Source organism: Phreatobacter aquiterrae (assembly GCF_053471285.1).
Genome location: NZ_JBJPHW010000005.1, coordinates 158799 through 183911, shown reverse-complemented (window position 1 = coordinate 183911; position 25113 = coordinate 158799). Strand labels below are relative to the sequence as shown.

The window sequence follows — 25113 nt, the reverse complement described above, 5'->3', positions numbered from 1 at the left end:
CGAGGATATAGCCCTCCACGGCCGTCCGATCAATCACGCGATGATCGACGCAACCACTCCAGCTCCAACCGTGCGGCCGCCCTCACGGATGGCGAAGCGCAGCTTCTCCTCCATGGCGATCGGCACGATCAGGCTCACTTCCATGGCGATGTTGTCGCCCGGCATCACCATCTCCGTCCCCTCCGGAAGGGTCACGATGCCCGTCACGTCGGTGGTGCGGAAGTAGAACTGCGGACGGTAGTTGGTGAAGAACGGCGTGTGGCGGCCGCCCTCCTCCTTCGTCAGGATGTAGGCCTCGGCCTTGAACTTCGTGTGCGGCTTCACCGAACCCGGCTTGCACAGCACCTGGCCGCGCTCCACGTCCTCGCGCTTCGTGCCGCGCAGCAGCGCGCCGATGTTGTCGCCGGCCTGGCCCTGGTCGAGCAGCTTGCGGAACATCTCGACGCCCGTCACCACCGTCTTCTGCGTGTCGCGGATGCCGACGATCTCGATTTCCTCGCCAACCTTCACGATGCCGCGCTCGACGCGTCCGGTCACCACCGTGCCGCGGCCCGAGATCGAGAACACGTCCTCGACCGGCATCAGGAAGGGCTGGTCGATCGGACGCTCAGGCTGCGGGATGTAGGCGTCAACCGTCTCCATCAGCGCAATGATCGCCTCGCGGCCGATCTCCGGCGAACGGTCCTCGAGAGCGCACAGCGCCGAACCCTTGGTGATCGGGATGTCGTCGCCCGGGAACTCGTACTTCGACAGAAGCTCGCGAACCTCAAGCTCGACCAGCTCCAGAAGCTCGGCGTCGTCGACCATGTCCACCTTGTTCATGAACACGACCAGAGCCGGAACGCCGACCTGGCGGGCCAGAAGGATGTGCTCGCGCGTCTGCGGCATCGGGCCGTCGGCCGCCGACACCACCAGGATCGCGCCGTCCATCTGCGCCGCGCCCGTGATCATGTTCTTCACGTAGTCGGCGTGGCCGGGGCAGTCCACGTGGGCGTAGTGGCGGTTCTTCGTCTCGTACTCCACGTGAGCCGTCGAGATCGTGATGCCGCGCGCCTTCTCTTCCGGCGCCTTGTCGATCTGGTCATAGGCCGTGAACGTCGCGCCGCCAGACTCAGCCAGCACCTTCGTGATCGCAGCCGTCAGCGACGTCTTGCCGTGGTCAACGTGACCAATCGTGCCGATGTTGCAATGCGGCTTGTTGCGTTCGAACTTTTCCTTGGCCATCGGTCGTGGTCCTTCGGCTGCCAAAATACGGGCGTGCCCGCGGTGGGCGGTCGGTTACGGGTTTTCGCGCCGCTGTTCAAGAGCGAATGTGAGCGGCGGGCGCGACAATCTGCCGGAACGGGAGAGGCTTGGAGCGGGTAGCGGGAATCGAACCCGCGTATTCAGCTTGGAAGGCTGCTGCTCTACCATTGAGCTATACCCGCACCGGATCGGCGAGTGACCACATTTGCGCGCCGCGATCAAGAGGCGACGGTCTGCCGTGCGCCGGAAAGCCTTGTCGCCCCGACGGATTGCCGGCTTCATTCCCATCCCGCATCTGCGCCCTGCGGCCATGGCGGCGCATCGCCGTGATGCATGCCCGATCCCGCCCTCCTCAAGCCCGACAGCATCCGTCTCGCACCCCTCGCCGCACCGCTGGCGGTCACGCAGATCATTGGCTGGGGCACGACGTTCTGGCTGCCGGCCATGCTGGTCGGCCCGATGGGAGCGGAACTCGCCATTCCGCCCGAAGCCATCTTCGGCGGCGTCACCGTCATGCTGCTGGTGAGCGCGGCGGTCGCGCCGCGCCTCGGGCGCATCATCGATGCGAGGGGATCGCGCTGGCCGATGGTCGCCGGCTCGCTCGCCTTCTTCCTCGCCCTCCTCGTCATTGCCCATGCGCGGGGCACGTGGAGCTACCTCGCCGGCTGGGTGCTGATCGGCATCGGCATGCCGCTGGCCCTGACACAGGCCGCGGCCGCGGCCATGGCGCAGATTGCCGGCCCGAAGGCACGACAGGCCATCGGCCTGCTCATGCTGCTCGGCGGGTTGTCCTCGACCATCTTCTGGCCGCTCGGGGCCTGGCTGGACGCCGCCTACGGCTGGCGGACGATGTGCCTCATCTTCGCCCTTTTCAACCTCGTCATCTGCGTTCCGGTGCATGCCCTCTTCGTCAAGCCCCTGGAAACGCGAGAGGGGCGCGAAACCGGGCTCACGACGGTGGCGCGCGGCCCCCCGCCGCTCACCGAGGAGCGCAGGCGCTCGGCCTTCATCCTGATGGCGGTGGCCTTCTCGCTCACCGGCTTCGTGTCATGGGGGCTCCCCCTGCAGATGGTGGAGATCCTCAAGGCCTTCGGGCATCCCGTGACCTTCGCGGTCCTCGTCGGCAGCCTGATGGGGCCTGCCCAGATGGCGGCACGGCTCGCCGAAATGCTGTTCGGGCGCTCGCTCGGCATCCTCACCGTCGGCGTGATCTCCGCCGCCCTCATGCCGATCGCCGTGGGCCTGCCGGTTCTCGGTCCCGGATCGGCGGTGGTCGCGGTGGCCTTCGTCTTCGGCTACGGCATGGCGGCCGGCGCGATGACCGTGGTTCGCAACGTCGCCCCCCTCGCCCTGTTCGGCCGCGAGACCTATGCCACGATGAACGGCTGGCTCAGCCTGCCGCAGAACATCGTCTTCGCCATGTCGCCCATGGTCTTCGCCTTCGTCATGCGCCACTGGGGCCCGACACCCACGCTCATCCTGGCCTTCGGGGCGGCCCTTGCCGCGCTCGGCACGATGTCCATGCTGGAGCGGCGGTTCCGCAGCGACGCCACGGCCTGACGCGACCCCAGCCTGGTGAACCGCACGGAACTCGCGTTTGACGATAGTTGCGACCGCAACTATACGGATCAGAACAACGAACCGGAGGAACGCCCCATGACCCTGCAATATGTCACCGGCTTCGTGCCCACCGACGACCGCGGCGGCGGCACGCTGAAATACATGTCCGGCTTCGGCAATTCCTTCGAGACCGAGGCGCTGGCGGGCGCCCTGCCGATCGGCCGCAACTCGCCGCAGAAGTGCAACTACGGCCTCTATGCCGAGCAGCTCTCCGGCTCGCCCTTCACTGCCCCGCAGGCGACCAACCAGCGCTCTTGGCTCTACCGCATCCGCCCGTCGGTGAAGCACTCCGGCCGTTTCCGGAGGATCGACAAGGGCCTCACTCGCACGGCGCCCGATGCGCGCAACGAGAGCGCGCTTCCGATCGACCAGTTGCGCTGGGATCCAACGCCGCTGCCCACCGATCCCGTGACCTTCGCCACCGGCCTGTGGACCGTCACCACGGCGGGTGATTCCGACACGCAGGTCGGCATGGCCGCCCATGTCCTGGTGGTCACGCAGTCGATGGGCGACGAGTATTTCTTCAACTGCGACGGCGAGTTTCTGATCGTCGCGCAGGAGAACAGCCTGCGCTTCCTCACCGAGTTCGGCGTCATCGAGATCGAGCCCGGCGAGATCTGCGTCATCCCGCGCGGCATCGTCTTCAAGGTCGAGCTCGTGAACGGTCCGGCCCGCGCCTATGTCTGCGAGAATTACGGCGGCGCCTTCACCGTGCCCGACCGCGGCCCGATCGGCGCCAACTGCCTCGCCAATTCCCGCGATTTCCTGACACCCGTGGCCGCCTACGAGGACCGCGAGGTCCCCTCCACCCTCTATGCCAAGTGGGGCGGCGAGCTCTATGCCGCCACCATCGACCAGTCGCCGCTCGATGTCGTCGCCTGGCACGGCAACTACTACCCCTACAAGTACAACCTGAGGCACTTCTCGCCGGTCGGGCCGATCCTGTTCGACCATGCCGATCCGTCGATCTTCACGGTGATGACGGCGCCGTCCGAGACGCCGGGCACCGCCAACATCGACTTCGTCATCTTCCCCGAGCGGTGGATGGTGGGCGAGAACACGTTCCGCCCGCCCTGGTATCATCGCAACCTGATGAGCGAGTTCATGGGGCTGATCTATGGCGTCTATGACGCCAAGCCCGAGGGCTTCGTGCCCGGCGGCATGAGCCTGCACAACTGCATGCTGCCGCACGGGCCGGACATGACCGCCTTCGAGCACGCCAGCAATGTGGAGTTGAAGCCGCACAAGCTGACCGGCACCATGGCCTTCATGTTCGAGACGCGCTTTCCGCAGCGCGTGACGAAATGGGCGAGCGAGTTGTCGACCCTGCAGCCGAACTACACCGACTGCTGGAAGGACCTGAAGAAGCACTTCGACCCGACGCGCAAGGAGCCGAAGTGAGGCAGTCGGCCTTGGGCAGTCGGCAGTCGAAATCCCGATTGCCTCCTGGCGATTGCCGACTGCCGCCAGCTCAGCTGACAACCGGCAGGTCGACGACGTCGTAGGCGTGCGACATGGCGCGCTTGAGGACGGGGTCGACCAGTTCCATCTCGAAGCGCGCCGCCGGGCGGATGCCGCCGATCGCCCCGAGCGTGCCACCGAACATCAGCGTGGCCGGCAGCAGCGTATCGCGGCCCGTCCACTTGCCGATGAGGTCGGAAGGCGGCCGCAGCGCCGCCAGCGCGCCCTCCTGGTAGAGCACCCGCTCGCCCCCGATGACGGCGTGGGCGCGCAGGATGAGCTCGTCCCAATGCGGCGCGACCTCCTCGTAGCGCCACAGCATGGTGCCGACCGGCTTGGCGCACATCTGCTTCGACAAGGCGATGCCGTAGGTCTCGGCCTTGCGGTCTGTGTGGTCGGAGCCGACCGTCACCCACAGCCCGTCGGCGAGCGAAACGATGACCGGCTCGATCTCGCCGGAGGAGTCGGGACCGAGCACCTCCACACGGCGGCTCTGCGTCACCAGCGAGGCCGCGCCGCGATAGAAGACCGGCACCGACGAGGGGGGCGGCACGCCGATGGCGGCGAGTTCGTGAATGTGGTGCTGGATCGCCGCCTCGTCGCGACCCGCCCAGCCGGCGATCACCAGCGTCTCGAGTTCGAGGGAGATGCGGTCGGAGCGGCCGGCGGCATGGCGGGTGAAGGTCAGCATGGCAGGACAGGTCCTCGGAGGCAGGAGATCACGGATAGCGCGACCGGCGGCGCGGCGCCATCCGTCCCGACGCGTCCCGCCTGTCGCAAGCCTGCAGGGCAGTCGCGCTAAGCTTAACGGCGCGTCGCTGTTGCCGTCGCCGGAGTCATGCGGTTTGATCCGCGCCGAACCTTTGGGAAGGGAACGACCATGCAGCCGATGAGCGCCGGCATCACCAAGGCCGGAACGGGGATCGACGGGATCGTCTGGAACATTCTCGGCCAGACCTATGTGCCCAAGCAGGTCAGCGAGACCTCCATGTCCTGGCACGCCACCTTCCCGCCCGGCACCTTCGTGCCGCCGCACATCCACCCCACCCAGGATGAGTTCATCTACATGCTCGAGGGCCGCTTCGACCTCGTGCTGGAGGGCAAGGAATTCGTCGCCACCACCGGCGACCTGATCCGCCTTCCGATGGGCCTGTCGCACGGCATCTTCAACAAGACCGACCAGACGGTGAAGTGCTTCTTCTGGGTCTCGCCGACCCGCCGGCTCTACGACCTGTTCTGGGGCATCCATTCGCTCGCCGAGCAGACCCCGGACGCCGTGGTGGCGCTGTCGGCCAAGCACGAGGTCGTGTTCCTGCCGCCGCCTCCGGGAGCGTGATGCCAGGCCGCCGGTTGCGGCGAGACTCGCCATCGTTCCTATCGTAGGAAAATAGGCCTTGACAGGGTCACGCTGTTCCGGCATCTTTGACCTATGTTCGGTCAGTGTGCCCTGAGGGTGATGAGAGGCCGACCGACGGGACGAGGGGCAGGGTCGCCGCCCCTCCTAGCGGCCTGAACGGGCCTGCGACCAGGTGACCAGCGCGACGCCGGCCACCACCACGAGGGCGCCGACCCACGTCGCCGGCGGATAGCGCTCTCCGAGAACCACCGTGCCGGCGACGAGCCCCACCGCTGCCGCCACATAGCCGATCTGGCTGAGATAGACCGGCCCGCCGACCTGCTGCAGGCGAAAGAACATGGCGAGGTTCGCGCCGGTGGCGACGATCTGGGCAGCGATGAGCCCGGGGACGCCGAGAACCGCCGCCAGCCCCGGCAGCCCCTCCCCGCCGGCGAAGACCGCCGCGAAAAGCAGCCCCGCCGCAGCGATGTTGATCGCAGAGGCGAGCGCCAGCGGATCGGCGCCGGGCGGCCAGTTGTGCGAGCGATACACGTTGCCGGACGCGAGGCAGACGGGGATCGCCAGGCCCAGCAGCACCCATCCGAGCGAGGCGTCCGCTCCGCCCGCATCGCCCCGGAAGGCGATGATGACCAGCACGCCGGCCAGGCCGATGGCGATGCCGAGCGTGCCGAGCCGGTCCGGCCATCGGCGCGCGACAAGCGATGCGATGGTCAGCGTCATGATCGGCGAGAGCGCGAACATCACCGCCGTCAGACCGGCGCCGATCTTCGGGATCACCACGAAGACGATGAGGTTGGGCAGGGCGAAGGAGATCAGCGCGGCGACGAAGTAGTAGACGAGGTGCCCGCCCGAAGGGGGCTTGCCCTTGGCGATGGCGCCGATGGTCAGGATGAGGCTCGCACCGAGGGTGGAGAGGAAGACCCACGAGGCGGGCTGGATGCCGGCGCCCGCCGCCAGCTTCTGCAGCGGGAAAGTGGCGCCGAGGCAGAGACCGCAGCCGGTGAGGAGCAGCGCGGCCTCGCGCATGCGGGCAGTGGCGATCATGCAGGGTCCGATGCGGCGCGGAGGCGCGCCGAGAGCCGTCAGGGCGGTCACGCCGCCTTGCGGTTCACCTTCTCCTGCGAGAAGCCGGCCGTCGAGGCGTAGCCGCGCACGATGGCCTTGCGCTCCTCGAAGGACAGCACCGTGTCGATGTCGGTGAAGCCGTCCGGCGCACGGTCCTCCACCGCGTCGATGACGCCCTCCGGTCCGCCCTTGCGGTTCATACGGACGATCTGGGCGGTCGGCGGCAGGCGTTCCTGCTCATAGGCCCACAGCGCCTGCACCGGATGGTCGGCGCTCTTGAGGAGGTCTGCGAGGCAGCGCGCATCGAGGATCGCCTGCGACGCGCCGTTGGAGCCGACCGGATACATGGGATGGGCGGCATCGCCGAGCAGCGTGACCCGGCCATGGCTCCAGCGCGGCAGCGGGTCGCGGTCGCACATCGGATACTCCCAGAACTCCGGCGTCGCCTCGATCATGCGCTGGGCGTCGAGATAGGGCAGCGAGAAACGCTTGAGATAGGGCACGATGTCCTCGAAGCGGCCGGGCCGCGACCAGTCCTCGCGGCGCGGCGGCGTCGCGTTGTTCTCGCCGATCTTGGCGGCGATGGCCCAGTTGGTGAGCTTGCGGCCGGGGGCGAGCCCCTCGGCGATCGGATAGATCACGAGCTTGGCGCACATGCCGCCGGCGATCACCATCGAGCGCCCGGTGAGGAAGTCCGGCCAGTCGAGGGCCCCGCGCCAGAGCATGATGCCGTTCCAGGCCGGCGGGCCCTCGCCCGGGAACAGCGAGCGACGGACGGTGGAATGGATGCCGTCTGCGCCGATCAGCACGTCGCCGCGCGCGGTGCGGACATGCCGGCCCTCACGGTCGAAGAAATAGGCGGTGACGCCGCTCTCATCCTCGCGCCAGGAGCCGAGGCGATGACCGGTGAAAATGCGGCTCTCGCCGAGCCGCGCCCTCACCGCCTGGTGGATGACGGTCTGCAGCCGCCCGCGGTGGATCGAGAACTGTGGCACCTCGAAGCCGGCCTCGACGCCGCGCGGCTCGCGCCAGATCTCCTGGCCGAAGCGGTTGGTGTAGATGAGTTCGTGGGTGCGGATGGCGACATCGTCGAGCCGCTGCAGGAGGCCGAGCCCCGCCAGTTCCTTGATGGCATGCGGCAGGGTGTTGATGCCGACCCCGAGTTCGCGGATCTCGGTGGCCTGCTCGTAGACCTCGCAGCCGATGCCGCGTTCGGCGAGCATCAGCGCGGTGGTCAATCCCCCGACGCCGCCGCCGACGATGATGGCCTTCATGGAACACTCCCCGACGCGAAGGCGAAAAAACCAAGCGCGGATCATGGCTTGCCGGGCGAGGCCGCGCAATACCGCCGAAGCGGGAAGAGGGTTCCGAACCGCGCCGGATGAGGCCCTTCTGATGGTAAGGTTACGCGGTGTCAGGCCGTGCCTTCCGTCCCTGCCACGTCCCGTGTAGAGACGCGCCATGACCGCGCCCGAGACAACCACATACGATCCGGCCCTCTGGCTCGACCACGAGGGGCGCCCCACCTTCCGCCATCGGCCGAAGCTGGTCGGCCCTGAAATCCATTTCACCATCGAGGAGCGCGACCTCGTCTGGTCGGACGGGCGCTCGTCCGGGCGCCTGCCCCTGCACCAGATCGACAGCGTCCGGCTCGTCTTCCGTCCGGCCAATCTCTACACCCGCCGCTACCGGCTGGAGGTGCGCCAGCGGCTCGGCCAGAGAATCTGGTTTTCCAACGTGTCGTGGCGCGGCATGGTCGAGATCGAGGCGCATGACGCGCCCTTCGCCGCCTTCGTCAGGGAACTGTGCGCAACGATCGCCAGAACATCGCCCAAGGCGCGCTTCATCGCCGGCGAGCCCGCCTGGCGCTATGCGATCATCGCCGCGACGACGATGGGTCTCGCCTTTTCCCTCACCTATCTGGCCTACCAGGCGATCCGCGCCGTCAACTGGGGCCTGATGGGCCTCGTCGTCTTCATCGGCGGCTACACGGTCTGGCAGATGTCGCTCTGGCTGACCAAGAACCGCCCCGATGACTTCGACCCGCTGAATCCGCCGGCGATCCTGCTGCCGGTCGTCACGCCGCCTCGGGCCTGAGCGCCATGACCGAACACTTGGCGTGGCGCACGACATGCGCCGCGTTGGAGCCGAGGAGATAGGTCGCCAGCCGCGGCTTGTGCGAGGCCATGACGATGAGGTCGACCTTGGAGGTCTCCGCCTCTTCGAGGATCTCGTGATAGGGCCGGCCGAGGCGGACCTTCACCTTCACGCGGTCAGCCGGCAGACCGAGATCGGCGGTCAGCGCGGCAAGCGCCTCCTGCGTCTCCTTCAACTGCCTCTTGTGGAAGTCCTGCGGCAGGTATTCGGCCGCCATGACAGGCATGTCGGGAACGACCGCAAGCAGGATCATCGTCGAGCCGTTGAGGTCGGCGAGCTGGCGGGCGACCGACAGGGCCTTCTGTTCCAGGCCGGGTTCGGTCGGATCGACGGGGCAGAGAATGGTGCGAAACATGGGCAGCCTCCGATGGTTGCCGTCTTCATGCCACCGACGCCGCTGCCTGTCCTTGAGGCGCGTCAAGCCTTCGGGTCGCCGCGGCTGAGGACGTCGCCGACGAGATCGCGCACATCGGGTCGCGGCGCGCCGATATAGGGCAGCGGCCGCGTCACCGCGATGGCTGTGATCCCCAGGCGGGCGGTCAGAAGACCGTTCAGGACGCCCTCCCCCAGCTTGGCCGACAGCCTGGCGGCAAGGCCGTGGCCGACGATCTGGTCGAGGATCGTGTCGCCGGCCGCCATGCCGCCGGTCAGCGCCATGTGGGCCAGCACGTGGCGCAGCAGCTTGACCATGCCGAAGGTGCCGGGTCGTCCGCCATAGAGTTCGGCGATGCGGCGGATGAGCCGCACCGCGGTCGCAAAGACCATGGCGAGGTCAACCGCCGCGCGCGGGCTGATCGCCGTCACGACCGAGACCCGGCGGGCCGCCTCCGCCACCAGCCGCGTCGCCTCGCGGTCCAGCGGCTCGAGGATCTCGCGCTCGACGATGCGCAGGCGCTGGGCGCCGTCGACGATGCCGTCGGCGAAGGCAGCAGTTACCGCCGCGCGGCCGCGTGCCGTCCGGGCATTGCCCGCCATGGCGGCGATGAGGTCGGCGGCGACCGCGGCCGCCGCGCGGTCGTCCCTGTCGAGCAGCGCCCTGGCGGCGCGCTCGCGCAGCGTGTCGAGGCGCGCGAGGCTGCGCAGCGCGAAGATCTCGCGGCCGAGCAGGACCAGCCCTCCGACCAGGAACAGCACCAGCGCGGCAACCCCGACCCAGCCGAGCCACTGGGCGCGGGTGAACAGGTCGTCGATCAGGGTGGAGACGGCGATGCCGAAGGCCAGCGACAGGAGGCCGCCGAGCCCGGCCCAGAACAGGCGGGACCAGAGGCTGGTCGCCGGCGGGGGCGGCGGCGGCGCCACATCCGGCGGCACGTCGGCGCTGGATGCCGGCACCGGCGCATCGCTCGGCGGCGCGATCTCCACATCGCCGGAGTCGAGGCGGAAGACCTGCGGCTTCTGGGACGGGGTCCTGCTCATGCCAGGCGGTCTCCGATGAGGAACTCGACAGCCCGGTCGAGCCGGATATGCGGCAGCGGCTGGGTCGCATCGGCCTTCGGCGGCAGGAAGCGGACGAAACGGTAGTCCTCGCCGCGGAAGGCCGCAGGCCCGGAGAAGAGGCCCGTAGGATCGGCGGGAAGCTCGCCGGGAAACACCGCCACATCCTCGGCGCCGTCGAAGGTCTGGCCGCCGGCCTGTTCGCCGGCCAGCGGCGCGCCGACGATGCAGGCGAGGCTGCGCCCCTTGCGCGTCACCGTCGTCTCGCGGGTGGCGCGGAGAGAGGCCAGCGCCACCGCATCCACCCGCGCGCCGGCGAACTCGGCGCGGCGGATGGCGCGGTCTGTGAGGCGCTTCAGCAGCGCTTCGAGCCGGTCGTGGCTGGTCTGGTGGAGATGGTCGGCCTTGGTGGCGGCGAAGAGGATGCGGTCGATCCGCCGCGACAGGATGGACGACAGGATCGAATTGGCGCCGGGTCTGAAGGCGGTGAGCACGTCGGCGAGCGCCAGTTCCAGGTCCGCCAGCGCATCAGGGCCGGCATTGAGGGCGGCGAGCGCGTCAACGAGCACCACCTGACGGTCGAGCGTGGCGAAATGATTGGCGTAGAAGGGCATGACGACGAGGCGCTTGTAGCTCTCGAAGCGCTTCTCCATCAGGCTCGCGAGACTGTCGCCTGCCGGTTCGCGGCCGGCGAGGTCGAGCGGCGCGAAGGTGAGCGCCGGCGAACCCTCCATCTCGCCGGGCATCAGAAAGCGCCCCGGCGGCAGGGTCGACAGCGACACGCGCTCGTCACGGCAGGACTTCAGATAGCGGGTGAACTTGTCGGCAAGCCGCCGGGCATCGCTCTCGGCGCCCTTGCCGAACGCGTCGATCTCGGCGCTCGCCGCCAGCCACTCGGCCGAAAGCGCCGCGCGCGGCGGCCGGCGCGCCGCCTCGATGCTGCGGCGCGACCATTCTGAATAGGTCTGGGCCAGCAGCGGCAGGTCGAGGAGCCATTCGCCGGGATAGTCGACGATATCCAGCGTCAGCGTCTTCTCGCTGCCGCGGAAGAAGCCGGAGTTGGAGGCGAAATCGATCGCAAGGCGGATCTCGCTGATGCGCTTGGTGCCTTCCGGCCATTCCCGCGGCCCGGTCAGGGTCTGAAGATGATCCTCGTAGGGAAAGCGCGGGATGCCGTCGTCGGGCTGCGGCTCCAGTCGCACGCGGGCGATCCGGCCCTGCGCCTGCGCCTCGAAGACCGGCCAGCGCGCCGCGGTCAGCAGGCCATGCACCAGCGCGGTAATGAACACCGTCTTGCCGGAGCGCGACAGGCCGGTGACGCCGAGCCGCAGCGTCGGGTTGGCCCAGTCGGTCGCATAGGCCGTGAGCGACCGCGCCGCTAGCCGCGTTTCGTTCAGCCAGCCGGTCCAGACCATCTACTCGGCCTCGCTGTCGAGATCGCGCGGCACGGTGAACGAGACGAGCGTGCCGCAGCCGGGCGCGAGATCCCGCCAACTGTCGATGGCGCAGTCGATCACCGCGAGCCCGCCGGTCGGATATTTCCGTGACATCCGCTGGCGTTGGTCCCTGGGGCCGTGGGCGACGAGGTCTTCCGCGAGCGTCTCGATGCCCGGATTGTGTCCGACGAGCAGGAGCGTGGCGACATCCTCGTCGGTCTCGCGGATGACATTGGCCAGCATCCAGGCCGGCGCCTCGTAGATGCGTGTGTCCTGTTCACCCGCGGGCAGGCGCACGAGCCCGACGCTCGCCAGGGTCCAGGTCTCGACGGTCCGGGTGGCCGTCGAGACGATGACCTTGTCGGGGATCAGGCCGCGATCGACGAGAACCCGGCCCATGAGCGGTGCCGCGCGTCGTCCGCGCCCCGCCAGGGGCCTATCATGATCCACCAGTCCGGCCGGCCAGTCCGACTTGGTGTGCCTCAGCAGGATCAGCCGGCGCATGGTTCTCCTCGCGATGCTCCAACATGTGCCCCCTCGCCCGCCGATGGACAAGGGCCGGCCGCGGGCGGCTGTCACCGACGCGAGGCGGCGCGCCGTTCCGACAGGATCAGGTAGAGCCCGCTCGCCACGATGATGGCGGCGCCGAGGAAGACCTGCGGGCCGGGAATGACGGAGAAGATGAACCAGCCCGCCGCCACCGACCAGAGAAGCTGGGTGTACTGGACCGGCGCCGAGACCGAAGCGGAGGCGAAGCGGAAGGCCATCAGCATGAAGGACTGGGCGACGAGCTGGATGGCCGCATTGAGACCGATGACGGCGACGAGCCAGAGCGGCACCGGCTGCCAGTTCGGCAGCGCGAAGCCGAGCGCGATGAGGCAGATGAAGAGGTTGAAGTAGAACAGGATCGACAGCGTTCCCTCGGTCTTGCCGAGATTGCGGATCGCCACCATGGCGGCTCCCCAGGTCGCCGCCGACAGGACCGCGAGCAGCGCGGCGATGGAGACGCCCTCCGGGCCCGGCCGGATGATGACGAGCGCGCCGAGAAAGCCGATGGCGACGGCGATCCAGCGGTTCAGGCCGACGGGCTCGCGCAGCACAAGGCCGGAGAGAGCCACCACGAAGAAGGGCGTGACGAAGAGGATGGCGGTGGCAACCGGCAGGTCGAGCTCCCGCAGCGCCTCGAAATAGGCGAAGACGGACACCGCCGAGAGGCTGGCGCGGAAGAGATGGGCGCCGGGGCGCCGGGTGAGGATCGTGGCGCGGCCGCGCGCCACCTGGACCAGGATGATCGGTGTCAGGATGGCGAGGCCGAAGGCGCTGCGCATCGCCATGATCTGCCAGCTCGGCAGTTCCGCCACGATGATCTTCAGGATCGTGTCGGCGACCGACACGAGCGTGAAGCAGACGAACTGCGCGGCGATGGCGGCGAGCGGACGCTCGGCCGTCTGGGGGGGCATGGCGCTTGTCTCCGCGCGGTTCCCCGACATCTACCGGGATTGCGACGACTGCCAAGTCCGCGCGGGGCATGATGCCCCTGCACCGGTCGGCCCTTGACCGGCCGGCCTGCGGCCTCAGCCCTGGCGCTCGGGCGTATGGATGACGAGACCGTCCAGTGCCTCGGTCACCTTGATCTGGCAGGACAGCCGCGACGTCGGCTTCACGTCGAAGGCGAAATCGAGCATGTCCTCCTCCATGTGGGACGGCTCGCCGGTCCTGGCCGACCAGGCATCGTCGACATAGACGTGGCAGGTGGCGCAGGCGCAGGCGCCGCCGCATTCGGCGACCACGCCCGGAATGCCGTTCTTGATGGCCGCTTCCATGACCGTCGCTCCGACGGCGGCGTCGACCGTGCGCTTCTCGCCCGCATGGTTGATGAAGGTGATCTGGGGCATCGGCTCCTCGCGCTCGCAGCACCTGCCGGCGCCGCTCCGGCGCCCGACAAAGAGAAACCGCCGCTTGGATGTCGCGGCGGTCCCGGATGGCGTTGACATAGCGAAAGGCGCAGCCGCGCGCCAGAGGCCGACGGCGCATGGCCGCCCGGCCTCGGCGCCGGGACGTGTTCAGGCCGCTTCGAGCAGGTGCGAGATGAAGCCGTTGGCCTCGGCCACCGCCTTCTCCAGCCGCCCGAGATCGTCCCAGGCACGCGACGAGAGATGGTCGACCTGATCGCATTCGACGGCCTCGGCCGCCTGCGCGACCCCGAAGGCGCCGATGCCGAGCGCCGAGCCCTTCAGCGTGTGGGCCGCTTCGGCCCAACTCTTCGCCGAGGTGGCGTTGCGCAAACGCTCCAGCATGGTGCGCGACTGACGCTCGAAGAGAGCCAGAACCTCGCGCTCGAGGCTGTGGTCGCCGAAGGTCTGTCGCGAGAGATGGGTGAGATCGACGGGAAGGCCGCCGCCCGGAATGTCGTCCGACATGATACGCGCCATGGTCATAGTGTCCCCTGTGTGACTCAACACCCGTCCTGGGCGTGTTGTCGTTGGAGGAGGTTGATCCTCCCCGCTCCCCTGTGAGCCAACCATGGCGCGGCAGCGGCGAAAGCGAGGTTAAAGCGGACGGCCCGAGAAATGGATTCAGGCGACGCGGTTGACCGGGCGTAAATGCGCGAGGATGCGGAACTGCAGCGCCCGCCGTTCAACCCGGGCGACCGGGAGCGGCCGGTGGCGTCCGACCGACGGCCCGGTAGCCCTCGGCCGTCAGCTTGCAGACGAGCCAGTCCGGCCTCACAGGATTGGCGAACCAGGGTTCGGCCCATCCGGCATCCAGGCAGGCGCGGATGGTGGCATGCGGCACCTCGCGCCCGTGGACGTCGAACAGCGGGAGTTTTCCACCGGGCTGATCAACCCCGCGCGCGAGCCAGCGCCGCTGTGGCTCCGTCGGCCGGGCCGAGGAAGACGCTGCGGCACCCGGCTTCTTCCCGACTTTCCGCCCGGCCCCCTGATCAGTCATGGTTACTCATCCGTTAACGATGAATCCGAAACTGCTGGTCCGGCAGGTTTCATTCCTTAGGACCCGCCGGTAGATTACACGCTGCGGCGGACTGTTGTCTGCCATCCGTGGTCGTTGCGTCCAAGAGGCACTTGGGACCTGGCCATTGATGGAAGATGGCCAGTCGGCAGTCTCAAGGATGCGGGCGACACCATGGCGAACACTCCGAAGAAGGCTCAGGATCCGGCCGAAGCGGCCCTCGCGGCCATTCAGGATGCGCTGAACCTTGCCAACGAGGACCAGGGCAAGGGCGGCTCCCGGGCGACCGGCCGTGACGCACCCCGCCAGTCGGGCGATGCGATGCGCGTCGACGACGACCTCTTCGCCGACACGCGCCGCGCCGACCAGGTGGTTTCGCCGACCCAGCCGCCGGCCAATGACGACCGCCGCGATCTCGCCCAGATGCTGGAGCGGCTGTCGCGCCGCCCCTCGCCCGCGCCGCTGTGGATCGCCGCCCTTCTCTCGCTCGCCTGGTTGGGCGCCGCCCTCTATATCGGCTCGCGCCTGTTCGGCTCGACCCTGCCCGACATCACCGAGCCCGGCACGCTGACCTTCGCCGCCGTGGCCTTCCTGCCGGTGCTCTTCTTCTTCGTCATGGGCGCGCTGATCCGCCGCTCGCAGGAGATGCGCATCGTCGCCCAGGGCATGAGCGAGGTCGCCCTGCGCCTCGCCGAGCCGGAGACCGTCGCCCGCGAGGCCGTGGTCTCGGTCGGTCAGGCCGTCCGCCGCGAGGTCGCGGCGATGGGCGATGGCGTCGAGCGCGCCCTGGCGCGCGCCGGCGAACTCGAGACCCTGGTCCACAACGAGGTCGCCTCGCTGGAGCGCGCCTACAGCGACAACGAACTGCGCGTGCGCGCACTCATCGAGGAACTCGTTACCCAGCGCGAGGCCATCGTCTCCAATGCCGATCGCGTCCGCACCGCGCTCACCGGCGTCCACGAGCAGGTGGCGAGCCAGATCGCCGATGCCGGCGAGCAGCTCTCGCGCCGCATCGACGAGTCGGGCATGCGCGTCACCTCGTCCCTCGGCGAGAAGGCTGAAGCCATCACCATGGCGCTCGGCCGCGCCGGCGACACGATGATCGACCAGATCCAGGTGCGCGGCGCCGACATCGTCGAGCGCCTCGCCTCGACCAGCGACGAGGTCACCCGCGCGCTGTCGACCACCGGCGACCGGGTGACGTCCGTGCTGACCGATACCGGCAACATCGTCACGGTCACCATGGCCGAGACGGGCACCAGCATGGCCGCCAAGCTTTCAGAAACCGGCACGGCGATGACCAACCATCTCGCCGCCACCAGCACCGAGATCACCCAGGCCATCGCCAGCCGTTCCGACGACGTGTCGGCGCGCCTGAAGGAGACGGGCGAAAGCCTCGTCGCCGAACTGTCGGCGCGCACCGGCGAGGTCTCGCAGACCCTGCGGGCCACCGGCGAGACCCTGATCGCCGAACTCGCAACCCGCAGCGGCGAGGTGTCCTCGACCCTGCGCGACACCGGCGAAACGCTGATCACCGAGCTGTCCGAGCGCGGCGGGTATGTCTCCGCCACCCTGCGCGATACCGGCGAGAGCCTGATCGCCGAGCTGTCCAGCCGCGGCAACGAGGTCACCGGCCGCCTGAAGGATACCGGCGAGAGCCTGGTCTATGAACTCTCGACGCGCGGCAACGAGGTCAACTCGGTCCTGAAGTCGACCGCCGAGACGCTGGTCTATGAGCTGGCGACGCGCGGCGGCGAGGTCACCTCGACCCTGCGCGAGACGGGCGAAGCCTTCGTCTCCGAACTGTCGCTGCGCGGCAACGAGGTCTCCACGCGCCTGCGCGACACAGGCGAGAGGCTCGTCGGCGAACTCACCGAGCGTGGCTCGGAGGTCGTCAACAAGCTCGATTCCACCGGCACCTACGTCGCCGAGACCATCACCGTGCGCGGCGGCGCCCTCGCCGACCGCATCGCCGAGACCGGCGACAAGCTGCACGAAACCGTCACCACCCACGGCGACGAGCTCGACAAGCGCCTGGCCGTCACCGGCCAGCTCATCGCCGAGGCGATCACGCAGCGTACCGCCGAGGCGAAGAACGCCATCGGCGACGTCGGCATCCAGGTCGTCGAAAGCCTGACCGAGAAGGCGCAGGACGTGCAACTCGCCCTGCATCGCGCCAGCGAGACCGTCACCACCGCCATTTCCGAGCGCACGGCCAACCTGCGCGAGGAGATCGAACTGGCCGGCACCGACGTGCTGTCGACCTTCGCCACCCAGGGCACGGACCTGACGCAGCGGATCGGCGACATCGGCTCCCAGGTGACCGAGGCGCTCGCCGCGCGCGGCGAGTTCGTGACGACAGAGATGCAGCGTGTCGCCGCCGCGCTGAGCGAGACGGCCACGGCGCACGGCGAGGCCGTTGTCACCCGCATCGCCCAGAACGTCATCGCGCTGGACGACGCCATCAACCGCCACACTTCCGGCTTCGAAAACCGCGTCGCCTCTCATGCGACCAGCCTGGAGGACGCGTTCAACCGCTACACCTCCGGCTTCGAGACCCGCATGGGCGCCCAGGCCGCCGGGCTTGAGGACGCCTTCCTCCGCTACACGTCGAGCTTCGACAGCCGCATCGGCGCCCACGCCGCCGGGCTGGAGGACGCTTTCAACCGCTATTCTAGCGGCTTCGAGATGCGCGTCGGCCAACAGGCGGCGAACCTCGAGGAGGCCTTCATCCGCTACACCTCGGGCTTCGAGACTCGGATCGGCGAACAGGCGGCCAATCTGGAGGACGCCTTCATCCGCTACACATCGGGCTTCGACACCCGCGTCGGCGAGCATGCGACCCGGCTGGAGGACACCATCGTCCGCCACACCTCGCATTTCGAGGGCCGTGTTGGCCACTATGCCTCCTCCTTCGACGAGGCCATGGCGCGCCATGCCGGCCAGTTCGAGGGCAAGGTCTCGCAGTACGCGACCGGTCTCGACGAGGCCATCGCCCGCCACAGCTCCTCGTTCGAGGGGCGCATCGCCCACTATGTTACCAACCTCGAAGACCAGGTCAGCCGCCATGCGCTGAACCTCGAGGACGCGGTCGGCCGCCTCACCAACGATTTCGAGGGCCGTGTCGGCTCGCATGCCTCCATGCTGACCGAGCAGGTCGCCAACCACACCGCCCTGCTCGACCACAAGCTCACCGGCCATATCGGTGCGCTGAACGAGACGATCGCCGGCAAGGGCACCGCGCTTGCCGACCGCATCGCCAGCGACGCGCGCGAGTTCGCCGAGCGGGTGGCGCAGCAGTCCGGCGAGATCACCGAGGCCCTCGACGGCCGCCTCGCCCGCATCGACCAGGCGCTGGACACCCGCGCCCAGGCCTTCAACGAGACGCTGGCCAACCGCACGCTCGAACTCGCCAAGGTCCTCGGCGAGGGCGGCAAGGCGGTGACCGAGGCTCTGGAGAACAAGTCGGCCGAGATCACCTACAACCTGACCTCGAAGTCCGACGAGATCACCCTGACCCTGACGTCGAAGTCGGACGAGATCGCGACCAATCTTGCCTCCAAGTCGGACGAGATCGCGACCAATCTGGCGACCAAGTCGGATGAGATCTCCACGAACCTCTCGTCCAAGTCCGAAGAGATCGCCTACAGCCTGACCTCCAAGTCGGACGAGCTGGCACGCCTGCTCAACGACAAGTCGGACCAGATCGTGTTCAACCTGACGTCGCGCTCCGACGAGATGGCGCGCGATCTTGCGACCAAGTCGGACCTCATCGCCCACAACCTCGCAACGACGTCCGAGAGCATCGCCCAGAACCTGGCGATGAAGTCGGAGGACATTGCGCGCACGCTGTCGGACAAGTCGGCGGACGTGACCTATACCCTCGCCTCCAAGTCGGGCGAGATCGCGCGCCTCCTGACCGAGAAGTCGGAAGAGGTCGCCTATTCGCTGGCGACCAAGTCCGACGAGATCACGCGCCTGCTGTCCGAGAAGTCGGACGAGGTCACCTACACGCTGACCTCGAAGTCCGACCTCATCACCGCGACGCTGTCGGACAAGGCGGACGAGATCAACCGCACCCTCGGCGGGCGGGCGCTGGAAGTGGCCGAGACGCTCGACACCCGCGTCGCCCGCTTCGAGGAGGTCGTCGTCGGCCGCCTGGAGTCGGTGTCGCAGACGCTCGACGCCCGCGGCTCGCACATTGCCGAGACCCTCACCGATCGGGTCGAGGCGGTGACGCAGACCCTGCGCGCCAACGCCGACGAGGTGGAGCGCACGCTTTCCACCATCTCCACCGACATCACGCAGGGCCTGTCGACCCGCGTCAACGAGATCAACGCGGTGCTCGGCGCGCGGTCGGCGGAACTCGCCACCCTCCTCGACGAGCGCGGCAACGACCTCGTCACGCGCCTCGGCGACAACGGCATGCAGGTCACGACCGAGGTCAGCCGTGTCGGCGACATCGTCGTCCGCGCGCTGGAGAACCGCGGCACGGCGATCGCCGAGGTCATCGGCCAGAAGGGCGCGGAGATCACCCGCACCCTGTCGCAGACCGGCCTCGACGTCACCCGCGGCATCTCCGACACCAGCGAACAGGCGGCCCGCATTCTCGCCGAGAGCTCGGACGCCTTCCGCGGCCAGGTGGAAAGCGGCACCCGCGAGTCGGTCCAGGCGCTTACGGAGACGAACGACCAGTTGCGCGGCGAACTCGCGGGGCTGCTCGGCAGGCTCGGTGAGACCAATGGTTCCCTGCGCGAGGTGGTGGGCCAGACCGAGACGTCTCTCGCCAGCCTCAACAACCAGCTCGGCGAGCGCATCGGCCAGTTCGCCAGCTCCGCCGAGACCGCCTCGTCGGCGGCCGAGACCGCGACGCGCATGCTGAACGGACAGATCAGCCAACTCGCCAGCGCGGCCGGCACGGTGCTGCGGGACGTGTCCTCGCTGTCCGAGCGCTTCGACGCCCAGGCCCGCCTGCTCGGCGCCGCGGCGGAACAGGTCGAGGACATGCAGCAGCGCCTCGACGCCTCGTTCGACGCGCGCCGCGAGGTCATCGAGACGCTCGTCAGTCACCTCGCCTCGAAGACCGAGGACATGGACAACCTGGTGAAGAGCTTCACCGGCCTCCTGGACGACAATCTCGGCGTCGCCGAGAGCCGCGCCCGCGAGATCGGCCGCGTCCTCGTCGAATCGACGAACCAGACGACCCATGCCATCGGCGAGCAGGCGGAGACGCTGAGGCTCGCCACCGGCAAGGAGCGCGAGCGCACGACGCATGCCATGCGCTCCGCCTACGAGCAGGCGACGCATGAGATGCAGGCGCTGTTCCGCGAGGCTGCCGAGCGTTTCGAGACTCTGACGACGGGCATGAAGGCGATGAGTTCGGAGATCCAGCGCGAACTCGCCGAAACCCGCGACCAGCTGTCGCGCGGCATGGTCGAGATCCCGAAGGAGACCCAGGAGAACGCAGCGGCCATGCGCCGTGTCGTCGCCGAGCAGATCAAGGCGCTCGCCGAACTGAACGACATCGTCGCCAAGTCGGGCCGCGCCTTCGACGTGACGGAGCCCTCCCCCGCGGTCACCCGCCGGCCAGCCCGCGAGGAGCCGCCGGTGCCGCTGCGCAGCGCCGTCGCCGAACTGCCGCGGGCCGAGGCAAGGCCCGAGCCGGTGCGCGAGGCGCCGCCCCGTCCGCGCGCACCCGAGCCGCGCGCCGCGGAACCGCGTCAAGCGGAACCGCGGGCCGTCGAACCGCGCCGCGAAGCGCCCACCCGGGCCGAAGGGCCGAAGACTGCCGACCGCTCCGGCGGCTGGCTGTCGGACCTTCTCGCCCGCGCCTCCACAGAAGAGCAGACCGGCCAGCCGCTGCGTCCGGCCCAGCGCCGCGCCCCGGCGCCGGCTGCGCTCGACAATCTCGATGCGCTGTCCTCGGACATCGCCCGGATGGTCGATCACGAGGCCGTGGCCGACCTGTGGGACCGCTGGCGCCGCGGCGAGCGCAACGTCTTCTCGCGCCGCCTCTACACCGCCCAGGGCCAGCAGACCTTCGACGAACTGCGTCGCCGCTACCGCCGCGACACGGAGTTCCGCGACACCGTCGACCGCTATGTCGACGAGTTCCAGCGGCTGCTGGCCGATGTCGATCGGAACGATCGCGACGGATCGCTGTCGAGGTCCTACCTCACCTCGGAAACCGGCAAGGTCTTCACCCTGCTCGCGCATGCGAGCGGCCGGTTCGACTGACCTGGTTCACGAGGCAAAACATGACAAAGGGCGCCGCGAGGCGCCCTTTTCTTTCGGCCGGACCCAGGGAGACCCGCGGGCTTCGCCGCCCCTAGACCTGGGCGGTGGCCCAGAGCACGATCTCGCGCAGCATCGCCTGCACGGCCGTGTTGAAGGCGACAGCGACATTGGCCGCGTCGATGCCCGCGACCGGCGCGCGCGCGGAAAAGATCCGGCCGGCGAGGATACGGCCCGACCGGTCGTTGACCAGCTTGACCGACATGTCCACCACCACCTCGGTGGTCCCGGTCGCGACAACCTCGAAGGCGCGGATGTCGGCCAGCAACTGCCAGTCCGAGGCGAGACGGTCACCGGGTCGGCCCACGGACCGCAGCCGGCTGGCGTTCTCGAAGGCCTGGATGATGCGGGCCTGCAGCAGCTTCGGCAGGCGGTCGGCCCAGGCGCCGTCGGACAGATAGGAATAGGCGCCGCCCTGCCCGCGCACAGCGATGCGCTCGGTGTCGAGGCTGGCGATGGCCTTCGGCTCGACCACCAGCAACTGGCCGCGCACCGCGCCTGCCCGCACCGGGAAGGTCGAGGGCGCGACGATGTCATAGGCGCGCGGCGTGCTGCTCGTCGAGGCGCAGCCGGCCAGGGTCAGCGACGCTCCCAGAATCGCGAACGTCGCCTGACGCCTCGTCTGTGCCGATCGCGATCCCGAATGATTGTCCTGCACGCCCGAACCTTCACTTCCGCCCTAGCGGCGATTGTATTCGGGCACGCCCGATCCGCCGAAGATGAACCTCTGCGGATTGCGTTCCAGTGAACGCAACGTCCGTTCCAGTTCCGACAGCGTACGCCGGCCGTCGGCCGACAGGGACTGAATATCGCGGATCGTCCGATCCGTGAAGCCGGAGATGGAGGTCGTCAGTTGCGCCGTGCGGGTGTCGAGCCGCTCGGCGAGAGTCCGCACGGACCGCGCCGTCGCAGTAAACTCGGCGAACATGTTGTTCGTTCCGTCGCCGGCAAAGCCCTTCAGGAGATTGTCGAGACGGTCCGCCATGGTGTTCAGCTTGCCGGAGACCTCGCTGGCGTTCTTCAGCAGCAGGTCGACATTGGCGGAATTCTCACCCAGCGCCTGAGTGAAGCGGTCGATGTTGGCCATGGCCCGGCCGATCCGCTCGCTGTCGAGCGCCTGGATCACCCGATCGGCGCCGGCCAGAGTTCGGTTGAGGGCGCGCACGTCGAAGGTCGTCGCCACTTCGTTGACCGTTCCCAGCGTCTGGGTCAGCGAGGTCGCAGCCTGACGCGCGTCTCGAATGAGGTCGGCGAAGTTCTGGTTCTGAGCGTTCAGGCCGCCGCTCAGTTCGTCGATATTTTTCAGGATGGAGCTGATCCGGCCCGGCTGGGATCCCTCCATCATCGATTCGACCTGGGTGGTGACGCGATCGAGACGCTGCGCCAGGGCGGCGATCTGTTTGGCCGCCTCGCCGGTCTCGCTGAGGAAGCTGCGCACGTTGTCGGTGTTGTCGCCGAGAGCGGCGGTGAACTTCTCGACGTTCTCGAGGCTGCGCTGGAACGAGCCGGAGCCGTTGGCGATGACCTCGTCGAGGCGCTGCACGAGCCCATTCAGCGTGTTCATGGTCTGCTGCGCGCCGGACATGATGTCGGAGCCGCCGGGCACGTCGGGCCCGATCTGCGGCGGCGGCGCTCCGGCCGAGCGGGTCAGCGGCTGGGCCGGATCGGGGCCGTTGACGAGACCGACCGAGGCGATGCCGGAGAGAAGCTGGACGTTCAGATTGGCGCGGGTGGCGCTCGACACCGGCGTACCCTGCTGCAGGGAGACGACGGCGACCACCTTGCGCGGATCGGCCGGATCGATGCCGATATTGCGGACCTCGCCCTTGCGGATACCGTTGAAGAAAACGGCCGAGCCGGTGCGAAGCCCGCCGACCGGGCCGGTGAAGACGATGCGGTAGTCCTCGCGGTTGGTGCTGTCGCCGACGCGCAGGAACCACCACAGGAACAGGCCGAACGCCGCCAGGACCCCCAGCGTGAACAGACCGATCAGCGTGGTATTGGCTTTGGTCTCCATGCGCTTCGGCTCACATCCTCACGCTTTGACCCCGGCGGCGCGAGCGCGCTCGCCTCCGAAATATTTCCGCAGCCAGGGATGCGGATGACGGAGCATGTCCGCCATCGTTCCCGACGCGATGACCTTGCCGTCGGCGAGCGCTGCGATTCGATCGCAGATTCGCGCCAGACTATCGAGGTCGTGGGTGACCATATACACGGTCAACCCCAGCGTGTCGCGCAGGGTGCGGATCAGCGTGTCGAACTCCTCGGCGCCGATCGGATCGAGCCCGGAGGTCGGCTCGTCGAGGAAGACGATTTCCGGATCGAGCGCCAGCGCCCGGGCCAGCGCCGCGCGCTTGATCATGCCGCCCGACAGTTCGGACGGGTACTTTTCGGCGGCATCCGGCGACAGTCCCACCATAGCGATCTTCAGCCGGGCGATCTCTTCCATCAGCGGTTCCGACAGGCCCAGGTATTCGCGCAGAGGCACCTGGATGTTCTGCTTCACCGTCAGCGAGGAGAACAGCGCGCCGTGCTGGAACAGGACGCCCCAGCGGCGCTCGATCGCCTTGTGCTCGGCCGGCGAGATGGCGTCGAGATCCTGGTCGAAGACGATGATCTTGCCGCGGCGTTTCGGCACCAGGCCGAGGATGCAGCGGGTCAGAACCGACTTGCCGGTGCCCGAGCCGCCGACGACGCCGAGGATCTCGCCGGCATGGACGTCGAGGTCGAGCCCGTCGATGACGAGACGTTCGCCGAAACCGATGGCGACGTCCCGCACGCTGATGATCACCTCGCCCGCCGCATAGCCCGCCACGCCCGTCTCCCCGCCGTCAGTAGCCCAGAGACGCGAAGAAGATGGCGAAAAGGCCATCGACCACGATCACGAGGAAGATCGCCTTGACCACGGAGGCCGTGGTCTGCTGGCCGAGGCTTTCCGCCGAACCCTTCACCCGCATGCCCTCGATGCAGGCGACGAGACCGATGATCAGCGCCATGAAGGGCGCCTTGGCGAGGCCAACCCAGATGTGGCGCTGGGAGACCTCTTCCTGCATGCGGGTGAAGAAGATGTCGATGGGGATCTGGCCGTAGAACTGCGCCACCATCGCGCCACCCGTGATCGCCGCAATGTCGCCGACGAAGGTGAGCAGAGGCAGGCCGATGATCAGCGCGATGAGGCGCGGCAGGACCAGCACCTCGACCGGGTTGAGCCCCATCACCTTCAGCGCGTCGATCTCCTCGCGCATCTTCATCGATCCGATCTCGGCCGTGAAGGCCGAGCCCGTGCGCCCCGCCACCATGATGGAGACGATCAGCACGCCGATCTCGCGCAGGGTCAGGATCGAGACGAGGTCGACGACATAGGTGTCGGCGCCGAAATCGCGGAAGAAGAAGATGCCCTGCTGGGCGATGATGCCGCCGATCAGGAAGGTGATGAGCGCCATGATCGGCACCGCGCGGAAGGCGACGTGATCGAGCTGGTTCACGATGGCGGCGAGGCGAAGGCGGCCACGGCCGCTGAAGACCAATCCGGCCGCCGCCACGACCTCGCCGAAGAAGGAGACGAGAGCCACCAGGTCGCGCCAGGCCTCCAGCGCCTGACTGCCGACCGCGTCGAGGCCCTGGATGATGGCAGGCTTCGCCTTCGGCGGCGGCGGAGCGGGCGCCGCGAGCCCTTCGACGATCTCCGCGTAGATGGCGGCGGATACGGGCGACAGTCCGGCGCGCTCGACCGGCACCCCGCGCGCGCCAAAGGCCATCTCGATGCCGCGCACCAGCGTGCCGCCGAGGGTGTCGAGGCGCTCGACGCGCGAGAAATCGAGAAGGACCGCCGCCGGAGAACCGCCTTCGGCAATCAGGCGCGCGACCTCGGGCTCGATGGCGCCTGCGGTCTCCGCCGTCCAGTTGCCGGCAAGCGCGACCGTCAGCCGGCTGCCGTCCACTCTGCTCGCCAACTGGGCTTCAGGCACGAGGCTCTTCCCGCTCACGGCGCGAATTTCGATAAGACGCATGCGCCGGCCCGGCTTGGCACGCGCGCTCGCTCTCTCCATAAAGGAGCCGCCCGGCGCCGTCGAG

20 protein-coding genes and 1 tRNA gene are annotated in these 25113 nt (G+C 68.4%); 5 read left to right on the top strand and 16 right to left on the bottom strand.

From position 1 onward, the window contains the following. Positions 1-33: 33 nt before the first annotated feature. Together tuf and ACJ4V0_RS09900 are read right to left on the bottom strand one after the other, a co-directional pair. Entirely contained in the window at positions 34-1224 is a 1191-nt protein-coding gene (gene tuf / locus ACJ4V0_RS09905) for an elongation factor Tu (protein ID WP_448299414.1), read from the bottom strand. A 129-nt stretch (positions 1225-1353) separates the two neighbouring features. Then, positions 1354-1427 (bottom strand) — tRNA-Gly (locus tag ACJ4V0_RS09900). A 151-nt stretch (positions 1428-1578) separates the two neighbouring features. Between ACJ4V0_RS09900 and ACJ4V0_RS09895 the strand changes: the two genes are divergently transcribed. Next, the gene (locus ACJ4V0_RS09895; protein ID WP_448299413.1) at positions 1579-2805 is read left to right on the top strand and encodes an MFS transporter; all 1227 of its coding nucleotides are present in this window, start codon (positions 1579-1581) and stop codon (positions 2803-2805) included. 96 nt (positions 2806-2901) lie between these two features. Then, the gene (hmgA, locus tag ACJ4V0_RS09890; RefSeq protein WP_448299412.1) at positions 2902-4266 is read left to right on the top strand and encodes a homogentisate 1,2-dioxygenase; all 1365 of its coding nucleotides are present in this window, start codon (positions 2902-2904) and stop codon (positions 4264-4266) included. Between the two features lie 70 nt (positions 4267-4336). Here hmgA and ACJ4V0_RS09885 read toward each other — a convergent pair whose 3' ends face one another. After that, positions 4337-5017, bottom strand: a complete 681-nt coding sequence (locus ACJ4V0_RS09885; RefSeq protein ID WP_448299411.1) for a DUF2848 domain-containing protein — start codon at positions 5015-5017, stop codon at positions 4337-4339. Positions 5018-5206: 189 nt separating this feature from the next. Between ACJ4V0_RS09885 and ACJ4V0_RS09880 the strand changes: the two genes are divergently transcribed. Then, a complete protein-coding gene (locus ACJ4V0_RS09880) occupies positions 5207-5662 on the top strand; it encodes a cupin domain-containing protein (protein WP_448299410.1) in 456 nt (151 codons plus the stop codon). 165 nt (positions 5663-5827) lie between these two features. Here the strand turns inward: ACJ4V0_RS09880 and ACJ4V0_RS09875 are convergent, their stop codons facing one another. Both ACJ4V0_RS09875 and ACJ4V0_RS09870 read right to left on the bottom strand, forming a co-directional pair. Next, positions 5828-6778, bottom strand: coding sequence for a DMT family transporter (locus ACJ4V0_RS09875; RefSeq protein WP_448299409.1), 951 nt, complete (start codon positions 6776-6778; stop codon positions 5828-5830). Next, positions 6775-8022, bottom strand: a complete 1248-nt coding sequence (locus ACJ4V0_RS09870; RefSeq protein ID WP_448299408.1) for a flavin-dependent oxidoreductase — start codon at positions 8020-8022, stop codon at positions 6775-6777. Before ACJ4V0_RS09870 ends, ACJ4V0_RS09875 begins: the two co-directional genes overlap by 4 nt. Positions 8023-8209: 187 nt before the next feature. Here ACJ4V0_RS09870 and ACJ4V0_RS09865 point away from each other — a divergent pair, with 187 nt between their 5' ends. Continuing rightward, positions 8210-8845, top strand: a complete 636-nt coding sequence (locus tag ACJ4V0_RS09865; RefSeq protein WP_448299407.1) for a hypothetical protein — start codon at positions 8210-8212, stop codon at positions 8843-8845. Here the strand turns inward: ACJ4V0_RS09865 and ACJ4V0_RS09860 are convergent. From ACJ4V0_RS09860 to ACJ4V0_RS09830, 7 genes are all read right to left on the bottom strand, one after another. Then, complete coding sequence (locus ACJ4V0_RS09860; protein WP_448299406.1) at positions 8826-9260, bottom strand: universal stress protein; 435 nt, start codon at positions 9258-9260, stop codon at positions 8826-8828. The genes ACJ4V0_RS09865 and ACJ4V0_RS09860 overlap by 20 nt on opposite strands. A 62-nt stretch (positions 9261-9322) precedes the next feature. Next, a complete protein-coding gene (locus ACJ4V0_RS09855; RefSeq protein ID WP_448299405.1) occupies positions 9323-10321 on the bottom strand; it encodes a YcjF family protein in 999 nt (332 codons plus the stop codon). After that, entirely contained in the window at positions 10318-11754 is a 1437-nt protein-coding gene (locus ACJ4V0_RS09850; protein WP_448299404.1) for a YcjX family GTP-binding protein, read from the bottom strand. The genes ACJ4V0_RS09855 and ACJ4V0_RS09850 overlap by 4 nt, the downstream gene beginning before the upstream one ends. Beyond that, the gene (locus ACJ4V0_RS09845; protein WP_448299403.1) at positions 11755-12279 is read right to left on the bottom strand and encodes a SixA phosphatase family protein; all 525 of its coding nucleotides are present in this window, start codon (positions 12277-12279) and stop codon (positions 11755-11757) included. Between the two features lie 71 nt (positions 12280-12350). Then, positions 12351-13235, bottom strand: a complete 885-nt coding sequence (locus ACJ4V0_RS09840; RefSeq protein ID WP_448299402.1) for a DMT family transporter — start codon at positions 13233-13235, stop codon at positions 12351-12353. Between the two features lie 114 nt (positions 13236-13349). Continuing rightward, entirely contained in the window at positions 13350-13670 is a 321-nt protein-coding gene (locus ACJ4V0_RS09835; protein WP_448299401.1) for a 2Fe-2S iron-sulfur cluster-binding protein, read from the bottom strand. Between the two features lie 168 nt (positions 13671-13838). Continuing rightward, positions 13839-14207: an Hpt domain-containing protein gene (locus ACJ4V0_RS09830; protein WP_448299400.1), complete on the bottom strand. Its 369-nt coding sequence runs from the start codon at positions 14205-14207 to the stop codon at positions 13839-13841. Between the two features lie 712 nt (positions 14208-14919). Here ACJ4V0_RS09830 and ACJ4V0_RS09825 point away from each other — a divergent pair. Then, positions 14920-20982, top strand: coding sequence for an apolipoprotein A-IV repeat region-like domain-containing protein (locus tag ACJ4V0_RS09825; RefSeq protein ID WP_448299399.1), 6063 nt, complete (start codon positions 14920-14922; stop codon positions 20980-20982). Between the two features lie 91 nt (positions 20983-21073). Here ACJ4V0_RS09825 and ACJ4V0_RS09820 read toward each other — a convergent pair whose 3' ends face one another. The 4 genes from ACJ4V0_RS09820 to ACJ4V0_RS09805 are packed head-to-tail and all read right to left on the bottom strand — an operon-like array spanning position 21074 to position 25025. Next, the gene (locus ACJ4V0_RS09820) at positions 21074-21697 is read right to left on the bottom strand and encodes an ABC-type transport auxiliary lipoprotein family protein (protein ID WP_448299398.1); all 624 of its coding nucleotides are present in this window, start codon (positions 21695-21697) and stop codon (positions 21074-21076) included. 21 nt (positions 21698-21718) lie between these two features. Next, positions 21719-23056, bottom strand: coding sequence for an MCE family protein (locus ACJ4V0_RS09815; protein ID WP_448299397.1), 1338 nt, complete (start codon positions 23054-23056; stop codon positions 21719-21721). 18 nt (positions 23057-23074) lie between these two features. Then, on the bottom strand, positions 23075-23854 hold the full coding sequence (locus ACJ4V0_RS09810; RefSeq protein WP_448299396.1) for an ABC transporter ATP-binding protein: 780 nt from the start codon (positions 23852-23854) through the stop codon (positions 23075-23077). A gap of 16 nt (positions 23855-23870) precedes the next feature. Then, positions 23871-25025, bottom strand: coding sequence for an MlaE family lipid ABC transporter permease subunit (locus ACJ4V0_RS09805; protein WP_448299395.1), 1155 nt, complete (start codon positions 25023-25025; stop codon positions 23871-23873). Positions 25026-25113 lie beyond the last annotated feature (88 nt).

Excerpts from the sequence above, each read along its gene's own strand:
- tuf (WP_448299414.1), bottom strand. The coding sequence starts at position 1,224 with ATGGCCAAGGAAAAGTTCGAACGCAACAAGCCGCATTGCAACATCGGC.
- ACJ4V0_RS09895 (WP_448299413.1), top strand. The coding sequence starts at position 1,579 with ATGCCCGATCCCGCCCTCCTCAAGCCCGACAGCATCCGTCTCGCACCC.
- hmgA (WP_448299412.1), top strand. The coding sequence starts at position 2,902 with ATGACCCTGCAATATGTCACCGGCTTCGTGCCCACCGACGACCGCGGC.
- ACJ4V0_RS09885 (WP_448299411.1), bottom strand. The coding sequence starts at position 5,017 with ATGCTGACCTTCACCCGCCATGCCGCCGGCCGCTCCGACCGCATCTCC.
- ACJ4V0_RS09880 (WP_448299410.1), top strand. The coding sequence starts at position 5,207 with ATGCAGCCGATGAGCGCCGGCATCACCAAGGCCGGAACGGGGATCGAC.
- ACJ4V0_RS09870 (WP_448299408.1), bottom strand. The coding sequence starts at position 8,022 with ATGAAGGCCATCATCGTCGGCGGCGGCGTCGGGGGATTGACCACCGCG.
- ACJ4V0_RS09865 (WP_448299407.1), top strand. The coding sequence starts at position 8,210 with ATGACCGCGCCCGAGACAACCACATACGATCCGGCCCTCTGGCTCGAC.
- ACJ4V0_RS09860 (WP_448299406.1), bottom strand. The coding sequence starts at position 9,260 with ATGTTTCGCACCATTCTCTGCCCCGTCGATCCGACCGAACCCGGCCTG.
- ACJ4V0_RS09855 (WP_448299405.1), bottom strand. The coding sequence starts at position 10,321 with ATGAGCAGGACCCCGTCCCAGAAGCCGCAGGTCTTCCGCCTCGACTCC.
- ACJ4V0_RS09850 (WP_448299404.1), bottom strand. The coding sequence starts at position 11,754 with ATGGTCTGGACCGGCTGGCTGAACGAAACGCGGCTAGCGGCGCGGTCG.
- ACJ4V0_RS09845 (WP_448299403.1), bottom strand. The coding sequence starts at position 12,279 with ATGCGCCGGCTGATCCTGCTGAGGCACACCAAGTCGGACTGGCCGGCC.
- ACJ4V0_RS09840 (WP_448299402.1), bottom strand. The coding sequence starts at position 13,235 with ATGCCCCCCCAGACGGCCGAGCGTCCGCTCGCCGCCATCGCCGCGCAG.
- ACJ4V0_RS09835 (WP_448299401.1), bottom strand. The coding sequence starts at position 13,670 with ATGCCCCAGATCACCTTCATCAACCATGCGGGCGAGAAGCGCACGGTC.
- ACJ4V0_RS09830 (WP_448299400.1), bottom strand. The coding sequence starts at position 14,207 with ATGGCGCGTATCATGTCGGACGACATTCCGGGCGGCGGCCTTCCCGTC.
- ACJ4V0_RS09825 (WP_448299399.1), top strand. The coding sequence starts at position 14,920 with ATGGCGAACACTCCGAAGAAGGCTCAGGATCCGGCCGAAGCGGCCCTC.
- ACJ4V0_RS09815 (WP_448299397.1), bottom strand. The coding sequence starts at position 23,056 with ATGGAGACCAAAGCCAATACCACGCTGATCGGTCTGTTCACGCTGGGG.